Origin of the sequence: Bradyrhizobium sp. AZCC 1578 (assembly GCF_036924675.1) — a bacterium.
Lineage (GTDB): Bacteria > Pseudomonadota > Alphaproteobacteria > Rhizobiales > Xanthobacteraceae > Bradyrhizobium.
On the sequence record NZ_JAZHRZ010000001.1, the window covers coordinates 1,574,195 to 1,593,114 of the forward strand.

The window sequence follows — 18,920 nt, forward strand, 5'->3', positions numbered from 1 at the left end:
GATGCCGAGCGTTCGATTTCGCCTCAACGGCGCCGAGACCGAGGTTGACGCCGATCCGGAGCGGTCATTGCTGGACATTCTGCGCGGACAACTCGGTATGACCGGACCGCATTTCGGCTGCGGCGCCGGCGAATGCGGCGCCTGCAACGTCATGGTCGGCGATCGCGCGATATCGGCCTGCGATACGCCGCTCTGGTCGGTGGCGGACAAGGATGTCACGACAATCGAAGGGCTGGGAACGAGCGAGCGGCCGCATCCGTTGCAGCGTGCCTTCATCGCTGAGCAGGCGCTGCAATGCGGCTATTGCGTTTCCGGCATCCTGATGAGCGCGGCGGCGCTGCTAAAGCGAAATCCGTCGCCGACCAGCCGGGAGGTAAAGCAAGCGCTCGACCGCAATCTCTGCCGCTGCGGCTCGCATAATCGCATGGTACGGGCGGTGCTGCGCGCGGCCGAAGAAATGGCGGCCGAATGAACCAGCCAGCGCCCGCTCCCTCCGCGCCCGGCTTGCCGGTAAGCCTTGCGGCGAACCCGAAATTATCGTCGTGGCTGAAGTTCTCGAGCAGCGGAGAGGTGACGGTCTCGCCGGGCAAGGTCGAGATCGGGCAAGGCATCGTGACGGCGCTGGCGCAGATCGCCGCCGACGAACTCGATATCGATCTAGCTCGCGTGCAGATGATCCGGGCGTCGACTGCCGTCAGCCCGAACGAGGGCGTCACATCGGGAAGCCTTTCCATCCAGCAATCGGGCCGTGCGCTGCGTCATGCCTGCGCCGAGGTTCGCTATATCTTCCTTCAGCAGGCAGCCGAACGGTTGGGCGTCGGCATCGACACCCTCCATATCGAGGACGGCATCATTTCGGGCCCCGGCAATGTCAGGACCAGCTATTGGGAACTTGCCGATGAGGTTTCGCTCGATCGCGACGCGACACCCGGCATAGCGCCCAAGATCGCAACGAGCCGTATGCTGGCCGGGCATTCGGTCCAACGGATCGACATTCCGGACAAGGTTCTTGGTCGGCCGCGGTTCATCCACGACCGCGCGTTGGCGGGAATGCTGCACGGACGCGTGCTGCGTCCGGAGCATGCGCGCGCGAAACTCCGGGATTTGAGCGAAGATGGCGCCCGTGCGGTTGCCGGTCTCGTTGCCATCGTGCGCGACGGCAGTTTTGCAGGCGTCGTCAGCGAGACCGAGCATGATGCGGAGGCAGCCCTCAATGCGTTGCGCAAGGGCGCGACCTGGTCCGCCGGCGAGCCGCTGCCAGACGAAAACGACCTCGCAAGCTTTCTCAAAGTGCAACCGTCCGAATCCACTATTATCGGCAAGAAAACTGCCGCAGCACCCGGCACGGTGACGCGGACGATCAGGCGGCAATATACCCGCCCTTATATTGCTCACGCGTCGATCGCACCCTCCTGTGCCATGGCGCAGTGGGACGGCGATCGCGTTCATGTCTGGACGCACAGCCAGGGCGTCTATCTCCTGCGTGCCGATCTAGCGCTGGTTCTCAATCTCCCGGTCGAGAACATCACCGTTGAGCATCTGGAAGGCGCGGGCTGCTACGGCCACAACGCAGCCGACGACGTCGCGCTCGACGCAGTGCTGCTCGCCAAATCCGCCGGCGGCCGGCCGGTCCGGGCCCAATGGTCGCGCCAGGGCGAAATGTCGGATGCGCCGTTTGGCGCAGCGATGGCGATCGAGATCGAGGCCGATCTTGATGCGCAGGGTGAAATTATCGACTGGCGACATTCCATCTGGAGCAACGGCCATGCGGCGCGGCCGGGGCGCGCGGCTCAGCCCGCCTTGCTGGCAGCGTTCGAACTGGAGAACCCGTTTCCACGCATGGTCTCGACCAATCCGCCGCAGGCCAACGGCGGGGGTGGCGATCGCAACTCGGTCCCGCTCTATGATTTTCCATCCTGGCACATCGAAAGCCACCGCCTGACAACCATGCCGATACGCACCTCCGCGCTCCGGACGCTTGGTGGGCAGGGCAATGTGTTTGCGATTGAATCCATCCTCGATGAAATCGCAGCCGAGCGCGGCGAGGACCCGGTCACATTCCGGCTGCGCCACTTGCGGGATGGGCGGGCCAAGGACGTCATCCGCGCCGCGGCCGCGCGCGCCGGGTGGAAGCCCGAGAAGCAGCCCGGCATTGGGCACGGCATAGGCTTTGGCCGCTACAAGAACACCGGCGCCTATTGCGCTGCGATCGCCGAGATCGAGAGCGCCGAGGAGATCAATGTCAGGAAGCTGACGCTGGCGGTCGATGTCGGCGAAGCGATCAATCCGGATGGCGTCATCAACCAGATCGAAGGCGGCGCGATTCAAGCTACGAGCTGGGTGTTGAAAGAGCGCGTGCGCTTTGACCGAGAACGCATCACCAGCACGAGCTGGACGGAGTATCCGATCCTGCGCTTCAGCGAAGTGCCCGACGTCGAGGTGGAGGTCATCCAGCGGCCGGATATGGACCCGGTCGGTGCCGGCGAGGCCGCCCACGGCCCGGTTACAGCGGCCATTGCCAACGCCGTGTTCGACGCACTCGGCGTGCGGGTGCGCGATTTGCCCATCACGCGTGACAGGATCATCGCGGCGATGGAATTGAGCTTATGAGCAGCTTGAACCTCCTGAGCGGCGGCGCCGCACAGGGCCTGGTCGGAAGCCTGGCGCCAACCTTCAAGGCTAACACCGGATTCGATATCGCGGGCGAGTTCGGCGCGGTCGGCGTCATGGCCGACAAATTGCGCAAGGGCACACCGGCCGACATCGTCGTCCTGACCGCGGCACTCCTCGCCAAACTGGCGCAGGAGAAGCTGATTGTTGCCGCTTCGATAGCCGATATCGGCCTGGTCGAAACCGCCCTCGCCGTTCGCGCCGGCGATCCCCAGGCTGTCGCCAAGGACGCTACCAGCTTGCGCGAGGTTTTGCTCGCCTCCGATGCGATCTTCGTGCCGGACACCAAAGCTTCGACAGCCGGAATTCACGTTGCGAATGTTCTTCAGCAGCTCGGCATCGCCGATGAGCTCGCCGCCCGACTCAGGATTTTCCCGAATGGCGCGACGGCGATGCGCGAACTGGCGACGTCCAAGGCACGGCGCCCGATCGGGTGCACACAATCGACCGAGATCATCAGCACCAAAGGCGTAACCCTATCCGGTCCGCTGCCGGCGGGTTGCGAACTTGCAACGATGTACACAGCTGGCATCACGACAGCCGTCGCCCACCCGCAACAAGCCCAGCACCTGATCGACTTGTTGATTGGCGACGGACAATATGAACAGCGCAAACGTGCGGGCTTCATCAGCGGCCCCAATTGGGCCGCCACTGCTCTGACCTCCGGATGAGCCTCTGCGGATCACACCCAACACGAAGAAATAGGTGCGCAGCACGATTTTTGGTTTGTCAAAGCCAATTCATATACTAATATATCAATTGAGAAAGCCGCCATGCCCGCCCGCGTATCAAAAAAGACTGATCCAAAGGTTCGCCGAATTGCTGCCGGCACGCGCCGAAGCGGCAGACCGCGCGCGGCGACGGCAGCATCCAGGATCTATTCCGATCTTCGAGGCGAACTGGTGTCGCTGCAGCGCCGGCCCGGCGAAGCGGTCTCGGAGGCGCAGATCGCGCTCTCCTACGGGGTGAGCCGCACGCCCGTTCGCGAAGCGATCCTCAAATTATCGGATGAAGGGCTCCTGGAAATCTATCCCCAGTCCGGCATCTTCGTTTCGCGCATTCCGGTCGCAGCACTCCCCGAGGCCATCATCATCCGCAAGGCACTGGAGGAGACCACCGCCAGGCTCGCGGCGGAACGTGCGACGTCGAGCCAGAAACTGGCGCTACGGTCGATCCTGGAGCGACAGCGCGAGGCCAGCGCGGCCGGAGACAGCGAGACGTTTCATCAGGCCGATGAAACGTTTCATGCTACAATCGCCGATGTCGCCGGCTATCCCGGAATCTGGAAGTATATCCAGCAGGTGAAGGTTCACGTCGATCGCTATCGTCGGCTAACCCTGCCCCAGCGCGGGAGGATTGCAAAGGTCATCGTCGAACACGAGGCCATCCTGACTGCGATCGAGGCGCATGACGCGGAGGGCGCAAGGCGGGCAATGGAAATCCACCTCGAAAGCCTTCTCGAGAACATCTCGGCTACTCAACATATCAATCCGGAGTACTTCGACGAGCGACTGTAGAGTTCGAAAAGTCCATAAAACGATAAACAAACATCAGGAGGAACAACATGAAACGACGCGACTTCATCAAGTTGAGCGCAGGACTCGGGGCTACCATGGCGACCGCGATGCCGCTTTCATCGGCATTTGCGCAAACGAAAATGGTGCTGAAAGCATCGGACGTTCATCCGCTGGGCTATCCGACGGTCGAAGCCGTGGTCCGGATGGGCAAGAAGCTGGAAGCCGCTACCAATGGCCGGCTGACAATCCAGATGTTCCCATCGATGCAGCTCGGTGGCGAAAAGGAAATGATCGAGCAGGCCCAACTCGGCGCGCTGCAGTTCGCCCGTATTTCGGTCGGTGCCGTCGGCCCTGTCGTGGACGACGTCAACGTCTTCAACATGCCGTTCGTCTTCCGTAACTCCAAGCACATGGAGAAAGTGATCGACGGCGAGATCGGCGACGAATTGTTGGCGAAGATTTCCGCGAACGAAAAGACCGGCCTGATCGCGCTGTGCTGGATGAACGCCGGCTCGCGCAACGTCTATAACAACAAGCGGCCGATCCGGACCATGGCCGACCTCAAGGGCCTCAAGGTCCGCATGATGGGCAATCCGCTGTTTGTCGACACCATGAACGCGCTGGGCGGCAACGGCGTCGCGCTGGGCTTCGATCAGGTTTTCAGCTCGATGCAGACAGGCGTGGTAGACGGCGCGGAGAACAATCCGCCATCGTTCATAGCGCAGAACCATTATCAGGTGGCCAAGTATTTCACGATGACCGAGCACCTGATTATTCCGGAGCTTCTGGTGTTCTCGCGGATCTCCTGGCAGAAGCTTTCACCCGACGATCAGGCGCTGATCAAGAAATTTGCGAAGGAAGCGCAGCAAGAGCAGCGTGTGCTCTGGTATGAAGCGGAGAATGCTGCCATCGAAAAAATGAAAGCGGCGGGCACCGAGATCATCACCGATATCGACAAGAAACCGTTCCAGGATGCGGTCAAGCCGGTCTGGGACAAGTACGGCTCGAAGTACGCCGCGATGGTCAAGCGTATCGAAGCGGTGCAATAGGTACGGCTCGCGAGCGGCGGGTGGCCGGGCGACGTCCGTTCCGGCCACTCCTGCGAGTTACAGAGGTGATTTGAAGCGCCGCTATTCTCCGAGGTCAAAATGTCCAATTCTGCGGCCGGAATTTTCCGACGTGTGAACGATGCGGTTTACTGGACCGGCGCCGTGATCGCGTGCGTGGCGCTCGTGCTGGTCTCGGCTGTCATCCCATGGGCCGTCTATACCCGATATATCCTCAACAGCGCCTCGTCATGGCCCGAGCCGATGGCCGTGCTGCTCACCGTCGGCATCACCTTCATCGGCTCGGCGAACTGCTACCGCCAGCGCATTCACATGAACATGACTGTTGGCACCGACCTGCTGCCGCCACTGCTGCGGCGCGCCTCACTTTTCCTCAGCGAAATATTGATGGGCGTGATTGCAGTCTTCATGGTCATTTGGGGACTGCGGCTGGTCCGTACCACCTGGGACAATTCGGTGGATGAGTTTCCATGGCTCTCGGTCGGGATCACCTATCTTCCTATCGTGGTCAGCGGCGCCATGATGCTCCTGTTCGTCATCGAACGCCTGACAATTGGCCCGCCGCCGCGCGACGGCGCTGACGCCCACGTACCGGTCGAGTAATTGCCATGGATATCGCGGTTCTGCTTCTCAGCATGTGCTTGTTCTTCGCGATCGGCATGCCGATCGCCTACGCGCTGGCGCTGTCTTCGCTCGTCGGTGCGCTCTGGATCGATTTGCCGGTCGGCGCGGTCATGCAGCAATTTGCCAGCGGCGTCGGAAAGGTCTCGATGCTGACCATCCCCTTCTTCGTGCTGGCGGGCGCCATCATGGCCGAGGGCGGCATGGCCAAGCGGCTGGTCGACTTTGCAGCCGTGCTCGTCGGATTCACCCGAATCCGGGGCGGCCTCTCGCAGGTCAACATCCTTGCGACCACGATCATGAGCGGCATCTCCGGATCGTCGGTCGCCGACACCTCCGCGATCGGCTCTGTGATGATTCCCCAGATGGCCGACAAAGGCTATCCGCGGGTCTTCGCGACCAACGTGACCATCAGCGCCTCGCTGCAGGCGATCATCGTCCCGCCGAGCCACAATTCGGTGATTTATTCACTGGCGACCGGCGGCGTGGTGTCGATCACCAGCCTATTCCTGGCCGGCGTGCTCCCTGGCCTACTGCTCGGCTTCTCGCTGATGGTGCTCTGCCTGTTCTACGCTTATCGCGACAAACACCCGAAGGGGGAGCCCGTACCGATCCGCCAAGCCGCCAAGATGCTTGGCGACGCCATGTGGGGGATCGTAACGTTGGCCATCGTGCTCGGCGGCATCCTCACTGGCGTCTTCACACCGATCGAGGCAGGCGCGGTTGCCTGCGTCTGGGCGTTCTTCGTCACGATGTTCATCTATCGCGACTACAAATGGTCGGAGTTGCCGCTATTGGTCTACAAGACGCTGCAAACCGTGGCCATGGTGCTGACGCTGGTGGCAACAGCCTCATGCTTCGGCTATGTCGCCGCGCTGATGCAGATGCCGGCCAAGATGACCGAGTTCTTCGTCGCCATATCGAGCAACAAATACGTGCTGCTGATGTGGCTGAACATCATGCTGCTGGTTCTGGGGACGGCGCTCGATCTCGCGCCCTTGCTGTTGATCTGCACCCCGATTCTGCTGCCGGTCGTGAAAAGCTTCGGCATCGATCCCGTACATTTCGGAATCGTCATGCTGCTCAATCTCGGCATCGGCCTGCTGACGCCGCCGGTAGGGACAACGCTGTTCGTCGGGTGCGCCATCGGCAAGGTTTCGGTCGACGAGGTGATGCGCGGCATCTGGCCGTTCTACTACGTGATGTTTACGGTGCTGATGATCGTGACCTATGTGCCCTGGCTGTCGCTGGCGCTGCCGAGGGCGTTCGGGTTCTAGAACAGACGCAGTTCGCGTCACGGAGACTCCGCGTGAAGATCGTCGACCTCAGCCGAGAGCTCTATCACCGCACGCCGAGCTATCCCGGCCATCCTCCCGTCATGCATGGCGTCTGGAAAACCCACGAAGAATCCTTCGCCGAATCGGGCAATGTGCATGGGCTGGCGTCGATGTTCATTTCCATGGTGGACCACGCCGGCACCCACATCGACGCGCCCCGACATTTCGGCAAGAGCGGCGTATCAATCGATGAATATCCGCTGGAAAAGTGTATCGTGCCCGGCATCTGCGTCGACCTGCGCCACATTGCACCGCGCGCCGAAATTAGGCCTGCCGATCTCGAGGCGGCGGTGGCGAAGGCCGGCGTGCCGGTGCCGAAGGGTGGCACCGTCCTGCTCTGCACCGGTCACCACGAACGGACATTCCCCCGCAAGGAATATTCGACTGACAATTCCGGCGTGAACGTCGCCGCCACCGAATGGCTGGCGCAGCAGGGCGTCGTGCATTTCGGCATCGATTCGATGCGGCCGGGGCCGGAGGGCAAGGTTAATGCCCTCGTCCACAAGGCCTGCCTCGACCTCGACATCACTCACATCGAGAGCCTGTGCAATCTCGAAGCGCTGTTGGGACGCGGCCAGTTCACATTTATCGGCCTGCCGATGAAGTGGCGCGGCGGGACAGCGTCGCCGATCCGCGCGGTTGCGGTGTTCGACCTGTGAAGGAAAACGAGAGGCCTATTCGCCTTCGCTTCCGGATCCGGCATCGGCCAGATCACGAAGCATCTCGGCATTCAACACAACGATGGCGCCATGCTCGAGGCGTACCCAGTCGCGGGTCGCCCAGGCGCGCAACTGCTTGTTGATGCTCTCCCGGGTCATGCCAACCATCTCGCTGATCTCCTGCTGGGTGATCGCGATGGTTCGACCCTGCTGCGCAGGTTTGTGTTTTTCGGACAGGCGCAGCAACGCGCTCGCCAGTCGCGCGGGCAAATTCTGCAGGATAATCTGCTCGACCTGATCGCTGGTCCACCGCAACCGCCCGCAGAGCAATTCGATGAACTTCATCGCCAGCCCCGGCTGCTCCTTCACGAAGGGGATAAACTCCCGCCTATCGATGACGAATAGCTCGCAATTGGAGTTTGCGATCGCGTCGGCCGAGCGAACCCCGCCGTCGAGCAGTGCGATTTCGCCGAAGATTTCTCCAGGCTCGATGATGTTCAGGATCGCGCTGCGGCCATCGGGGGAGGAAATACTCATCTTCACCGTACCCGAAATCACCGCGTACAGGCTGTTGCCGGGGTCCCCCTTGGAGAACAGCGTGGCGCCCCGCTTCAACGTGGAATGTTTGGCATAGCGGCAGAGCTGCTCGAACGCCGCGGGCTCGAGGTCAGCAAAAAACGGGTGCTTGCGCAGCACCGACAGTTTGCCGTTCGAAAATCCGTGAGCTTCACCCGTCCTTTGTTGAGGCACGACAGTCAAACTCCAGGGAACACGGGATTGCCCCCTTCCGTAATCAACGCGGACCGGCTTTTCAACCGGAAAGCGCCTCCGGCCCGGCGATTTGGCGGCGGGAAACAAGACCAATGCCCCTATAAACGGCGGAACCAAGGCCGGATCGCACTGCCGTCGCAACCTAAGGCTGGCCTGCAGCAAAAAAGCCAGCAAGATCTGGCGATCTTGCTGGCTAACCTAGTCAAACCGCTGAAGGGTTATTTCAGCGAAGAATTCGGGCAAAGCATGTGAAGTCCAATATGCATGTGGCCATTGTGGGCAAAGACCCGAACCTTCAGGTCATGCGTGCCATCGACATTCTCGCCAACCTTCAGCACCAGCGGCAGCGGCTTGGGCGATCTCAGATTGGTCGCAATGATTTCAGTAATCTTGTCGCGGATCGCCTTGGGAATTGCGCCGGAATGCTTTTCCCACCTGTCGTGCCCTTCAGTTGATCCTGATTGGTCGGCCCAGTTTTCCTTCTTCGGCACCAGGAATTTGGTAAATTTCCCGAATGAATAGGGGCCGTTCTTCTTTTCGTACTCTTTGAATTTCTTCGCAGTTTTGCTGATATTCTTCGGGCTATACAATTCGTTGATGTGTTCTTCAAATTTTCCGCTGTAAACTAGTCCCGCCATTCCTGTGCTCCTTAAAGGTCGACGATAATCGCCGTGGCCGTAACGTGGCCACAATATGTCAAATATCCGAGAACTTGGAGAGCGCGGCCTTAGCACGTTGTAAATGTACAGTCATTCTTGATTGGTCGAAGAGGCTGATGGCCTGCGCAAGCTCCTCCCTTGCCTCGTCCGTACGGCCGGAGGCCGCCAGGAGCCGGGCGCGCACTCCCTTGGCTGCCCCCAGCAGGGGCAAGGCTTCGAGTTTGGCGGTGAATTCGATAGTGCGTTGCAGGCAGCCCATGGCCTCCTCAAGCATGTGCCCGCCCTGGGACGCGAGAATATTCGCCTCCGCGCTCGCCGCCAGCGCTTCGATACCCACATATCCCTTCTGTCTTGCGCTGGCCTGGCAGGCACGCAGGAGCGATAATCCATGCTGGGTATCGCCGAGCTGACCATAGGCAGCGCCGAGATACGCCGAGATGGCGACCTTGCTGGTTTCATGCCCAAGCTTGTCGGCTTCATCCTTGGCCTGCAAAAGGATCTCCGTCGCGCGCTCGGCAAATCCCTGCTGCGAGTAAAGACTTCCCAGCGCGCTCATGATGAGAGGCCGAAACAAGCGCGCCTCGCTTTCGCGCGAAACGCGCAAAGCTTGATCAAGGGCGCTCTCTGCCTCCTCAAGATCGCCGCGCATCATCTGCACGACGCCGCGACCATAGTCGGCCGCGATCATGTCATAAGGACGGTCGTTCGTTTCCGCCAGAATACCTGCCTCCTCGGAGCAATGCTCGGCCTCGTCAAATTCGCCCAACCATGCGTGAACGATGGCGCTCATCATTCGGCACAGCACCAGTAGGCTGGATCCCGTCGTTCCTGGCGGGACGTTCTCCGGTGCACTCGCAAGCAGTGCAGTTGCCTTTGCAAGATGCCGTCGTGCATCCCGAAATCGTCCGGCGAGAAAATACGATTGGCCAAGGCCGTATTCGACTAGGCAAAGCCAGGGCGTATCGTTCATCCGGTTGGCTAAGGCGACGGCTTCTTCGGCCACCACGATGGCTTCGTAGGGCGTTCCGTAGAAATTCAACGCTGCCGCCCTCATCGCTATCGATGCAAGCCGTCTTTCTTCATCTCGAATTTTTTCGGAGCGCGCTTCAGCATCGCGGCACAGCTCGAACCATCGCTCGATTTCTCCAAGCGCCGCAAACGCCAGCCGGGCTTCAATGCGGAGATCAATTGCTTGCTGTTCGCGCGGGATCGAGGCCGGCTGCTTGTCAATGGCGTCCATCGCAAACTGGAAATACCCGGCAGCGTCACGGAACGCTGATCTGGCAAATGCCTTCCTCGCGGCCAAATGGCCATATCGGTCAACCTTGCTCCAATCCTGGGCCTTGATCGCGTGATGGCAAAGCGCTTCCGCAACGTCTTCCTCGCGCCCAGCCGACGTTGTTTCCATAGCCGTTAGAATCCGGCGATGCAGCACCTCGCGCTGCGAGCGGAGGATCGATTCGTAAGCGACCTCGCGAATAAGATCGTGCGCGAACACATACTCAACCGATGAGGCAGATCGCACCTCCTCCAGGAAGTCCAGGACCTCCAGGGACCAGAGTTTGCTTTGTAATTGCGCCGCCGGCATCTCGGTCACGGCAGCGAGCAGGTTTGGCGATATGCGGGGTCCGAGGACGGAAGCAAGTTGCAGAAGCGCCTTGTCTTCTTTCGGCAGGCGATCAATGCGCGATGCGATCACTCCCTGGACGGTGGGAGGAATTTCGAGAGTGTCCCAGGATGCGCCGGCGCCATCAGCGGCACCGCGACTGGCGAGCTGCCGGGCGACTTCCTCGATGAAGAGCGGTATCTGCCCGGTGTGGCGGAGGATACGGGCCTTGATAGCATCGAGATCGGCAGCAGTGCCTAGCAAATTGTCGAGCAGTACGTTTGCCGAAGCCGCGTCGAGCGACCGAAGCCAGATCCGCAGTACGTCCAGGCCTTCAAGCCAGCTCGGCGCATATTCGGTCCGCCAAGTCAACAGCACCAGCAACGGCCGGGTGGCCGCAAGCGACACCAGAGCTTCAACGACGGCCTCGCTCTGGCCATCGATCCAATGCAAATCCTCCAGCAACAACACCGTCGGCTGGGACGAAACTACTCGCTCCAACGTGTTGCGAACTGCATCGACAATGACACGCCGCCGCAGCAAGGGTTCTAGATCGCGCCAGCGTGGATCCCCGACGGGCTGATCGAGTACAGAATCGAGTGCCGCTGGCCAAAGCTCAGCGTGAGCCGGCCGGAGGTCATCGCTTGAGCCGACTTGCCCCGCGAGGGCGAAATTCTCTCGCTGCAGCGCGCTCTGAACAAGCCTCTTCACCAAGGCGTAAGGAGCTGCTTGTTCGAGCGGATTACACTCGGCTTCGACAACCTGCCAATCAGGTTGCCGCAAGGTGTCCACGAATTCATGGACCACGCGGGACTTTCCTATTCCAGCCGTTCCCACCACGGCAGCGATCTTCCCCGAAGGGCCGACTGCCTGTGCCGCGCGCTCCAGTTGCGAAATCTGCTCGTTCCGGCCGACAAAGGACGAAAGACCGCTCGTCGAACGGGCCCGCCAGCGGCTGAGACCACTGACTTCGACGACCTCGTAACAGGGTACCAGTGCGGGAAATCCCTCCATCCGTTTCGGCGGCAGTGCGTTGAAGGTCACAATTCCGGTCGCCAGATTCTGGCAGGATTCTGAGGCCAGGATCTGTCCGGCGTTCGCCGCGCTTTCGAGCCGCTTGACCAGATGGACGGCGGGCCCGCCTGCTTCATAGATCGAAGAAAAGTCCGCTTCGATGACATGCGCAACGACATAGCCGGAATGAACGCCGACTCGGACGTGAAGCGCCGGATCGTTCAGCAGCTTGATACGCCTGACGAGTTCAATAGCTGCATGACAGGCCAAAACGGCGTGATTATCGTCCGCATGCGGTGCGCCAAACAACGCAATCAGCCCGTCACCACCTTCCTTGCTGACGATACCGCCGCTGCGACGAACTGCCGTGCGCATCGCGACCAAGGCAGGCTCGAGCCGGGAAATCGCTTCTTCAGGATCGAGCTCCGAAATCAGATCGGTCGAACGCTGCAGGTCGGAACAAAGCACGGTGAGGAATTTTCGCTCGCCAGCAATGCGGCCATGCGCTTCGGATACGAACGGGCTCACCGGATGGTTGGGCACCACCGCGCCGCATGCAGAGCAAAACAGATCGCCAGCTCTCAGCGTTGACGAACAGACCTGGCAAGACACCCTCAGCTTCCTCCATCCACCTGTGTCAGACTAGCGAAAGATCGTGGGCGAACAAGCCGTTACGTCGTCAATCCAGATCGGCGGCGTTCTGGCAGGCAAGCCACGATGCGTTGGATTTTCGGGCTGAGAACGATCAGAAGACACTTGAGTTAGCACAACGAGGACTTTCGTAGCAAACAGGCCATCACGCAACTAACAGGTGCAAGCCCGGTCGTGTGGCACAGAGCCTGTCCTCCGATAAACCTTTCCTCGCATGCACGAACTAGCTGTTTGGACGCCAAATCGCGCACAGGCCGCATAGGTTAGACCCGGCGCGCTTAGGCCAGCGCCCGAGGAGAATACCCAAGAAGAATTAGCGTTACTGGGCACGGCAGCTCTCCTTACCGCTGCGGTTGCAGCGCCGGCGGCCGCGCAGGAGGTGATCTACAATCCCGGCTACTGTGCACAATTCTATCCGAATGCAAATTGCCAGAACAAGGGACCTGACAGTCCCTACGCGGGCGACCACCAGCTACGCAGTCAGATTCGCGGAGCTTATGCGTGGGGAGCCGGTCCCTGTGCGATGGGCGCCGACTACTATGTCGGTCGCAACGGCCGCCGTTACGCCTGCTATTGATTACAAAATAGGTTGCCGACCCTGGCGCTGTGGCGCATTGGTCGGCAACTATTCCTTGGCGATTCCCGTTTCCCTGATCACGCGCTCATACTTCGCGAACTGATCGCGCGTCATGGCGCGCAGCTCTTCCGCTGAACTGCCGCGCACGGCGAAACCCAGCTCTTCAAGCCTGCGGCGCACGTCAGGATCGCCAACCGCCTTCAGCACCTCGGCGTTCAGGCGGGCAACAATATGCTTCGGGGTACGGGCGGGAGCAAGAATTGCGAACCATGAATTGAAGAAGAAGCCGGGCAGACCGGATTCCGAGACGGTCGGCACATCGGGAAATTGCGACAATCTCCTCTCGGTGGTTACCCCGATCAGCTTGAGTCGGCCGCCGCGCACGAGCGTTGCGACCGTGCCGAGGCCCTGGAAACCTACGGGAATCTGGCCAGCGGCGATGTCGGTTGCGGCCTGGGTGGCGCCCTTGTAAGGCACATGCGTGAGCGATATGCCGGCGGCCGACGCGAACATCGCCATCGCCAGATGCTGCGGACTGCCCGGCCCGCCCGAACCATAGTCGATCTTGCCGGGCGTCGCCTTCGCGGCCGCGATCAGATCTGCTGCGTTCTTGAAGCTGGCCTGATTGTTGGCCACCAGCCCCCACTCCACCGTCGCGACCAGCGACACCGGCTCGAAGTCCTTCAGGATATCCCAGCGCATCTTGGACTGCAGGTTCGGCACCATCGTCATGATGCTGTCGTTGAACCCGCCAATCGTGTAGCCGTCCGGTTCGGCGCGGGCGACGGCCTCCGCCCCGATCAGGCCTGAAGCGCCCGGCTGGTTCAGGATCACGATCTGCTGGCCCATATTGTCGGCCATCTTCTGGGTGACGATCCGCGCAGCGACGTCGACCGCACTTGCCGCGGCCAGCGGCACGATCATCTTGATGGGCCGGTCCGGATAGCTCCCCAGCGCCATCGCATGATGGCCTAGGAGCAAGGCAAGCGCTGGAATCACCAGATGAAGCGGCTGCATCATTCCCCCCAATATGAGCGGCACCAACCTTAGGAATGCGGCCGCCATTTTGGGAAAGATTGCGCCCGATGTTCGGCTTATGCAATCGGTCCGGCCGGGGAATGCCGCACGGCTACAGCAGCTTCCCATCTGGCCCAAAAAACGGATGTGGGCCGTCGAACGTGCCTATCGGCACTTGATGGGTAACGACCGTGCCGAACCCCTCACCCGGAAACCAGCTATGGAGATGAAAGGCCGGCGGCTCCACCTTGAAGGAAGGTTCGCGCAGTTCGGCCAGATCAAGATCGACGGCATGGTTGGGGGCGGGACAGATCGTGGTCGGTACGCCCGCAAACATGGTCAGTGCCGCGCGGTGCACATGTCCAGTTGCGATCAATTGCACGCGGGGATGACGACGCACGATCGGCGCGAGTTCGCTTGCATTGAGGAGATTCTGACGGTCCATGTGCCAAATTCCGGCCTTGAACGGCGGATGGTGCAGAAACAGCAGCGCCGGCCGGTCTGGCGACGAAGCCAGCATCGCGTCAAGCCATTGCAACGTGGGCCCATCGAGTTCGCCATGCGGCTTTCGGTGTACGCTTGAATCCAGCAACAGCAGATCGAGCCCCGCAACCTCGATCCTCTGATTGAGCGGCCCTGATACGAAGGCATAGGACGCGGAAGGAAACGCGGCACGCATCAATTCGCGCGAGTCGTGATTGCCGGGAATGCCGGCGTACGGAAGCTTGAGCGGCGCCAGCAGCCGATTGAGATATTGATACTCCTCGGCCGTCGGCGTGTCCGCCAGATCGCCGGAGACCACTACAAAATCGGGCGCAGGCCTGAATTCGTTCAGGGCGGCAACGCAACGTTCGAGCGCCTTTGCAGTATCCAGCTTGCCATAGGCAAGTGCTCCCGGCGGCTTGATGTGCAGATCAGAAATCTGGGCAATATGAACCGGCATTGGCGACATCGACTTTCTCAGCTTTCGGGCGGCAACAGACGGACGACGTCCGGCGAAATCGATAATCCGATCCGTTCGCCGGACTTGGCCCGGACCGTATTCGGCGCATCGACGGTGAACGACCTGTTAGACACGCCGCTGACCACCAGCCGTTGCCTGTCACCAATGAAGCTGACGCTGTCGATGATGCCTGAAAGCGGCGCGCTTTCGGCTGCCACCACGCGTATGGTCTCGGGGCGAATCATCGCCACTGCGGCCGGTAAATTCGCATCGCCGTCAATCGGCTGACGTCCGCCCGGCAATACCAAGTGACCATTCTCGACGGCCGCCTCGAGGATATTCGCCGCGCCGATGAATTCGGCGACAAAGCGACTGTTCGGCGTGAAGTAGATCTCGCGCGGCGTGCCGATCTGGGCAATCTTCCCCTTCTGCATGACCACGACACGGTCGCCGAGCTCCATGGCCTCGGACTGATCATGCGTCACGTAAATCGTGGTGATGCCGAGCGCGCGCAGCAGGCGGTTCAGCTCGCCGCGCAGCCGGTCACGCAGGGCGGCATCGAGCGCCGTCAGCGGTTCGTCGAGCAACAGGATGCCCGGCCGGATCGCTACCGCGCGCGCCAGCGCCACCCGCTGCCGCTGGCCGCCTGAAAGCTGGTCGATCCGGCGGTGCTCCAGCCCGGAGATATTGGTCAGCGCCACCAGTTCGGCAACGCGCGCCGCCCGCTCCTTCCTCGGTACGCCGCGGATATTCAATCCATAACCGATATTATCGGATACGGTCATATTGGGGAAAAGCGCATAGGACTGAAACACCATTGCCCACGTTACGCCGCTCTATCGGCACCGCCGTCATGTCTTTGCCGTCGAACAGTACCCTGCCGCCTGCATCGGGCAGTTCGAGGCCGGCGATAATGCGCAGCATGGTGGTCTTGCCGCAACCGGAGGGGCCGAGCAGCACCAGTGTTTCACCACGGGCGATCTCGAGCGTTGCAGGTTCAAGCGCGCGCGTTCCGTCGGCGAAGGTCTTGCCGCAGGCCTCGATACGCACCGAGGCGCCGTGTCCGGCCTGCGCACTCATCTCTTCTGTTCCTTCTCGGCAAACAATTGCATAGCGACCAGCAACGGAATGATCATCACGAAGAAGATCAGCGTATAGGCCGAGGCCACTTCCAGCCGCATCGAGGCATAGCTGTCGGCGAGCCCGATCGGCAATGTCTTGGTCAATGGCGTGTGCAGCATCCAGGTCAGGTTGAATTCACCGAGTGACAGCGTCACCACCATCAGGCTGCCCGCCAATATGCCGGGCAGAGCATTGGGGACGATCACGTCGCGGAAGCGCCGCCACGGCGATGCGCCGAGCGATGCCGCACCCTCGTCCAGCGTTTTGATGTCGACTGTCGCGAACACAGCCATCACGGATCGCACCATGAAGGGCATCGTGAAGATGACATGGCCCGCGAGAATGAACAGCCAGGAGCGGCGAAAGTCGCCGAAACCTCCATAGGTCAGGAGCAATGCCAGTGCGATGGCCAGGCCAGGGATCGCCAACGGCAGGGTGATGATCTCCTCGACGATCCGCGACAGGCGCCCTCCCCGCACATGCAAGGCATAGGCGGCTGGAACGCCTGCGACGAGCGCCACTGCAAGAGTTGCAAATGCAACCACGAATGAAAGCAGGATGGTGCCAGCATAAAGCTCCCATACCTGCACAACCCATTGCAAGGTCACGCCGGATTGGATGCCGCGGAAGTAGTTCACGGTGACGCCGGCGGAGATCGACAGAATCGCGGGCACCACCAGGAATCCGGCTACCAGCAGGGTGAAGATGAACTGGCCGATGAAGATCAGGCGATCACGCATGGTCTCATCCAGCCGCCGCAACGGCACTTCCGCTGAAGGAGCGGGCAAGCGCAAGAATAAGCCAGGTAATGACGCCAAGCCCGACCGACAGCGCGGCCGAGATCGAGAAATTCGCAGCCAGCGTGAATTCGGTATAGATCAGCATCGGCAGTACATCGATGTTCGTCGCCAGCGTAAATGCCGTTCCGAACGCCCCCATTGCGGTCGCAAACGCGATTGCGCCGGAGGCGACGAAGGCCGGCGCCAGGGCCGGCAGGACGACATCACGCTGCACGGCCCAAGGGCTCGCGCCGAGCGAGCGCGCGGCCTCTTCCAAGCCTGTATCAAGCTTCTGCACCGCGGCCATGATGGTGAGGATGACGCGCGGGATGGAGAAATACAGATATCCAAGAAACAATCCGTAGATCGAATAGGCAAAGACAAGCTTCTCGCCAAACACGCGGTTCGAGAAATCGCCGATCAGGCCCTGTCGACCGGCGAGAAGAATGATCATGAAGCCGACCACCACGCCAGGAAACGCCAGAGGAAAGGTCAGCATCGCAATCAGAATGGCGCGGCCGGGGAAACGATGCCGCTGCAGGAACATCCCGGCGACCGTCGCCACGATCAGGGTCACAATGGTGGTCGCGGTAGCTAGCAAGACCGTGTTGAGGAGGGTCGCCCGGTAACGCGGCTCGGTCAGGATCGCGAGATACCCCGCGAGCCCCTGCGGTCCTGCTGCTCCCATTACAACAAGCCGCGCCATCGGCAACAGGAAAAATGCCGCCGTCACTACCGCCAGCGGCAGCAGGCATAACCAGACAAAAGACCTATGCGACATCAGAAAATGGTGCCCCAGCGAGAGGCGCCATATTGCCTCAGCGAACCTCGGCGAGATAGCGATCGACAAAGCCTTTTTGCATGTTTTCCATCTGGCCCCAGTCGACGTTCTTCGCACGCGCATATTCGCTATCAGGCAGGAATTTCTTCTTCACCGCCTCGGGCAGATCGATCGGCCGCGCCGGCCGAAGGTAGGCGTTGGTCCAGATCGCCTGTCCCTTGTCCGACAAGAGATAGTCCAGCACCTTCTTGGCCTTGTCCTTATTGGGCGCGTTCTTGACGAGGCCGGCGACGTAAGGAAACACCACCGACCCCTCGCAGGGGATTACGAATTCAAAACTGCCCTTTTCTGAGTATTTCGCGCGATAGGCGTTGAAATCATAATCGAACAGGATCGGCATCTCTCCGGAGACGACGCGGGCGTAGGAAGTCTGCTTGGGGACAATCGGGTCGTTCTTCCGCAGGTCCTTGAAGAAGTTGATCGCAGGATCGAAGTTCGCTTCGGAACCACCGAGCGCCAGATTGATTGCGACCGCGCCGACATACCCGACGGCGGCCGACGACGGATCGAGATAACCGACCATCCCCTTATAGTCGGGCTTCAGGAGATCCTTCCAGCAGGCTGGCACCGGCTTGCCGCCAAGCGCGTCCTTGTTCACGAACAGGCCAAGCGCGCCTGAATGAATCGTGGTCCAGTAACCGTCGGCATCCTTCAGGCCGGCGGGGACCTGGTCCCATTTCGCCGGCTTGTAAGGCTCAAGCGCATCCTGCGCCTTGGCCTTCATACCAAAGGTAACACCGAAATAGCCGATATCACCCACCGGGTTATTCTTCTCGGCAAGTATCTGAGCAAGCGCTTGGCCGGAATTCTTGTTGTCGTGCGGGATATCGTAGTTGAGGTCGGCTTTGAGGGCCTTGAGCATGGAAGCCCAGTCCGCCCATTCCGGCGGGCAATTGTAGCAAATGACGTCGGCCGCTTTGGCGGATTGCCAGGGCGCGATTGGCAACAGCGCCAGCAAGGCAAGAACAAAACGGGCGGTCCTCATGGGAAACTCCGGGTTAGGGCGGCAATTGACGATCTCATCACCAATCGGTGTGACGTATAGGCCGCGTATGAAGGTTTTGCGACA

General features: G+C 60.7%; 17 protein-coding genes and 1 pseudogene. 8 read left to right on the forward strand and 10 right to left on the reverse strand.

Features of this window, described 5'->3' with window-relative positions; translation table 11 throughout:
• The first annotated feature begins 1 nt into the window (after window position 1).
• The 8 genes from V1290_RS08000 to V1290_RS08035 all read left to right on the forward strand — a co-directional run bounded on the left by V1290_RS08000 (window position 2) and on the right by V1290_RS08035 (window position 7,871).
• A complete protein-coding gene (locus tag V1290_RS08000) occupies window positions 2-472 on the forward strand; it encodes a (2Fe-2S)-binding protein (RefSeq protein ID WP_334363897.1) in 471 nt (156 codons plus the stop codon).
• Window positions 469-2,610: a xanthine dehydrogenase family protein molybdopterin-binding subunit gene (locus V1290_RS08005; protein WP_334363898.1), complete on the forward strand. Its 2,142-nt coding sequence runs from the start codon at window positions 469-471 to the stop codon at window positions 2,608-2,610. Before V1290_RS08000 ends, V1290_RS08005 begins: the two co-directional genes overlap by 4 nt.
• Window positions 2,607-3,341 (forward strand): molybdate ABC transporter substrate-binding protein, encoded by a 735-nt coding sequence (locus V1290_RS08010; RefSeq protein ID WP_334363899.1) that lies wholly within the window; start codon window positions 2,607-2,609, stop codon window positions 3,339-3,341. The genes V1290_RS08005 and V1290_RS08010 overlap by 4 nt, the downstream gene beginning before the upstream one ends.
• 102 nt (window positions 3,342-3,443) lie before the next feature.
• Window positions 3,444-4,187: a GntR family transcriptional regulator gene (locus tag V1290_RS08015; protein WP_334363900.1), complete on the forward strand. Its 744-nt coding sequence runs from the start codon at window positions 3,444-3,446 to the stop codon at window positions 4,185-4,187.
• Between the two features lie 47 nt (window positions 4,188-4,234).
• A complete protein-coding gene (dctP, locus tag V1290_RS08020; protein WP_334363901.1) occupies window positions 4,235-5,236 on the forward strand; it encodes a TRAP transporter substrate-binding protein DctP in 1,002 nt (333 codons plus the stop codon).
• A 99-nt stretch (window positions 5,237-5,335) separates the two neighbouring features.
• A complete protein-coding gene (locus tag V1290_RS08025; RefSeq protein WP_334363902.1) occupies window positions 5,336-5,857 on the forward strand; it encodes a TRAP transporter small permease in 522 nt (173 codons plus the stop codon).
• A 5-nt stretch (window positions 5,858-5,862) separates the two neighbouring features.
• Window positions 5,863-7,152: a TRAP transporter large permease gene (locus tag V1290_RS08030; protein WP_334363903.1), complete on the forward strand. Its 1,290-nt coding sequence runs from the start codon at window positions 5,863-5,865 to the stop codon at window positions 7,150-7,152.
• 32 nt (window positions 7,153-7,184) lie between these two features.
• A complete protein-coding gene (locus tag V1290_RS08035) occupies window positions 7,185-7,871 on the forward strand; it encodes a cyclase family protein (RefSeq protein ID WP_334363904.1) in 687 nt (228 codons plus the stop codon).
• A 15-nt stretch (window positions 7,872-7,886) separates the two neighbouring features.
• Here V1290_RS08035 and V1290_RS08040 read toward each other — a convergent pair whose 3' ends face one another.
• The 10 genes and pseudogenes from V1290_RS08040 to V1290_RS08080 form a co-directional block, all read right to left on the reverse strand.
• Window positions 7,887-8,621 carry a Crp/Fnr family transcriptional regulator gene (locus V1290_RS08040; RefSeq protein ID WP_334368964.1) on the reverse strand — a complete coding sequence of 245 codons (735 nt, stop codon included), beginning with the start codon at window positions 8,619-8,621 and terminating at the stop codon, window positions 7,887-7,889.
• A 239-nt stretch (window positions 8,622-8,860) separates the two neighbouring features.
• Entirely contained in the window at window positions 8,861-9,280 is a 420-nt protein-coding gene (locus tag V1290_RS08045; protein ID WP_334363905.1) for a hypothetical protein, read from the reverse strand.
• Between the two features lie 58 nt (window positions 9,281-9,338).
• The gene (locus tag V1290_RS08050; protein ID WP_334363906.1) at window positions 9,339-12,533 is read right to left on the reverse strand and encodes an ATP-binding protein; all 3,195 of its coding nucleotides are present in this window, start codon (window positions 12,531-12,533) and stop codon (window positions 9,339-9,341) included.
• A gap of 664 nt (window positions 12,534-13,197) precedes the next feature.
• A complete protein-coding gene (locus V1290_RS08055; protein ID WP_334363907.1) occupies window positions 13,198-14,166 on the reverse strand; it encodes a Bug family tripartite tricarboxylate transporter substrate binding protein in 969 nt (322 codons plus the stop codon).
• A gap of 112 nt (window positions 14,167-14,278) precedes the next feature.
• Window positions 14,279-15,118: a phosphodiesterase gene (locus V1290_RS08060; RefSeq protein ID WP_334363908.1), complete on the reverse strand. Its 840-nt coding sequence runs from the start codon at window positions 15,116-15,118 to the stop codon at window positions 14,279-14,281.
• An 8-nt stretch (window positions 15,119-15,126) separates the two neighbouring features.
• Window positions 15,127-15,570, reverse strand: coding sequence for a TOBE domain-containing protein (locus V1290_RS36450; RefSeq protein ID WP_442895051.1), 444 nt, complete (start codon window positions 15,568-15,570; stop codon window positions 15,127-15,129).
• Between the two features lie 168 nt (window positions 15,571-15,738).
• Window positions 15,739-16,189, reverse strand: a pseudogene (locus V1290_RS36455) (ABC transporter ATP-binding protein); the annotation flags it as partial.
• Window positions 16,186-16,971, reverse strand: a complete 786-nt coding sequence (locus V1290_RS08070; RefSeq protein ID WP_334363909.1) for an ABC transporter permease — start codon at window positions 16,969-16,971, stop codon at window positions 16,186-16,188. The pseudogene V1290_RS36455 and the gene V1290_RS08070, both read right to left, overlap by 4 nt.
• Window positions 16,972-16,975: 4 nt before the next feature.
• Window positions 16,976-17,791 carry an ABC transporter permease gene (locus tag V1290_RS08075; RefSeq protein ID WP_334363910.1) on the reverse strand — a complete coding sequence of 272 codons (816 nt, stop codon included), beginning with the start codon at window positions 17,789-17,791 and terminating at the stop codon, window positions 16,976-16,978.
• A gap of 37 nt (window positions 17,792-17,828) precedes the next feature.
• Entirely contained in the window at window positions 17,829-18,836 is a 1,008-nt protein-coding gene (locus tag V1290_RS08080) for an ABC transporter substrate-binding protein (protein ID WP_334363911.1), read from the reverse strand.
• Window positions 18,837-18,920: the final 84 nt, after the last annotated feature.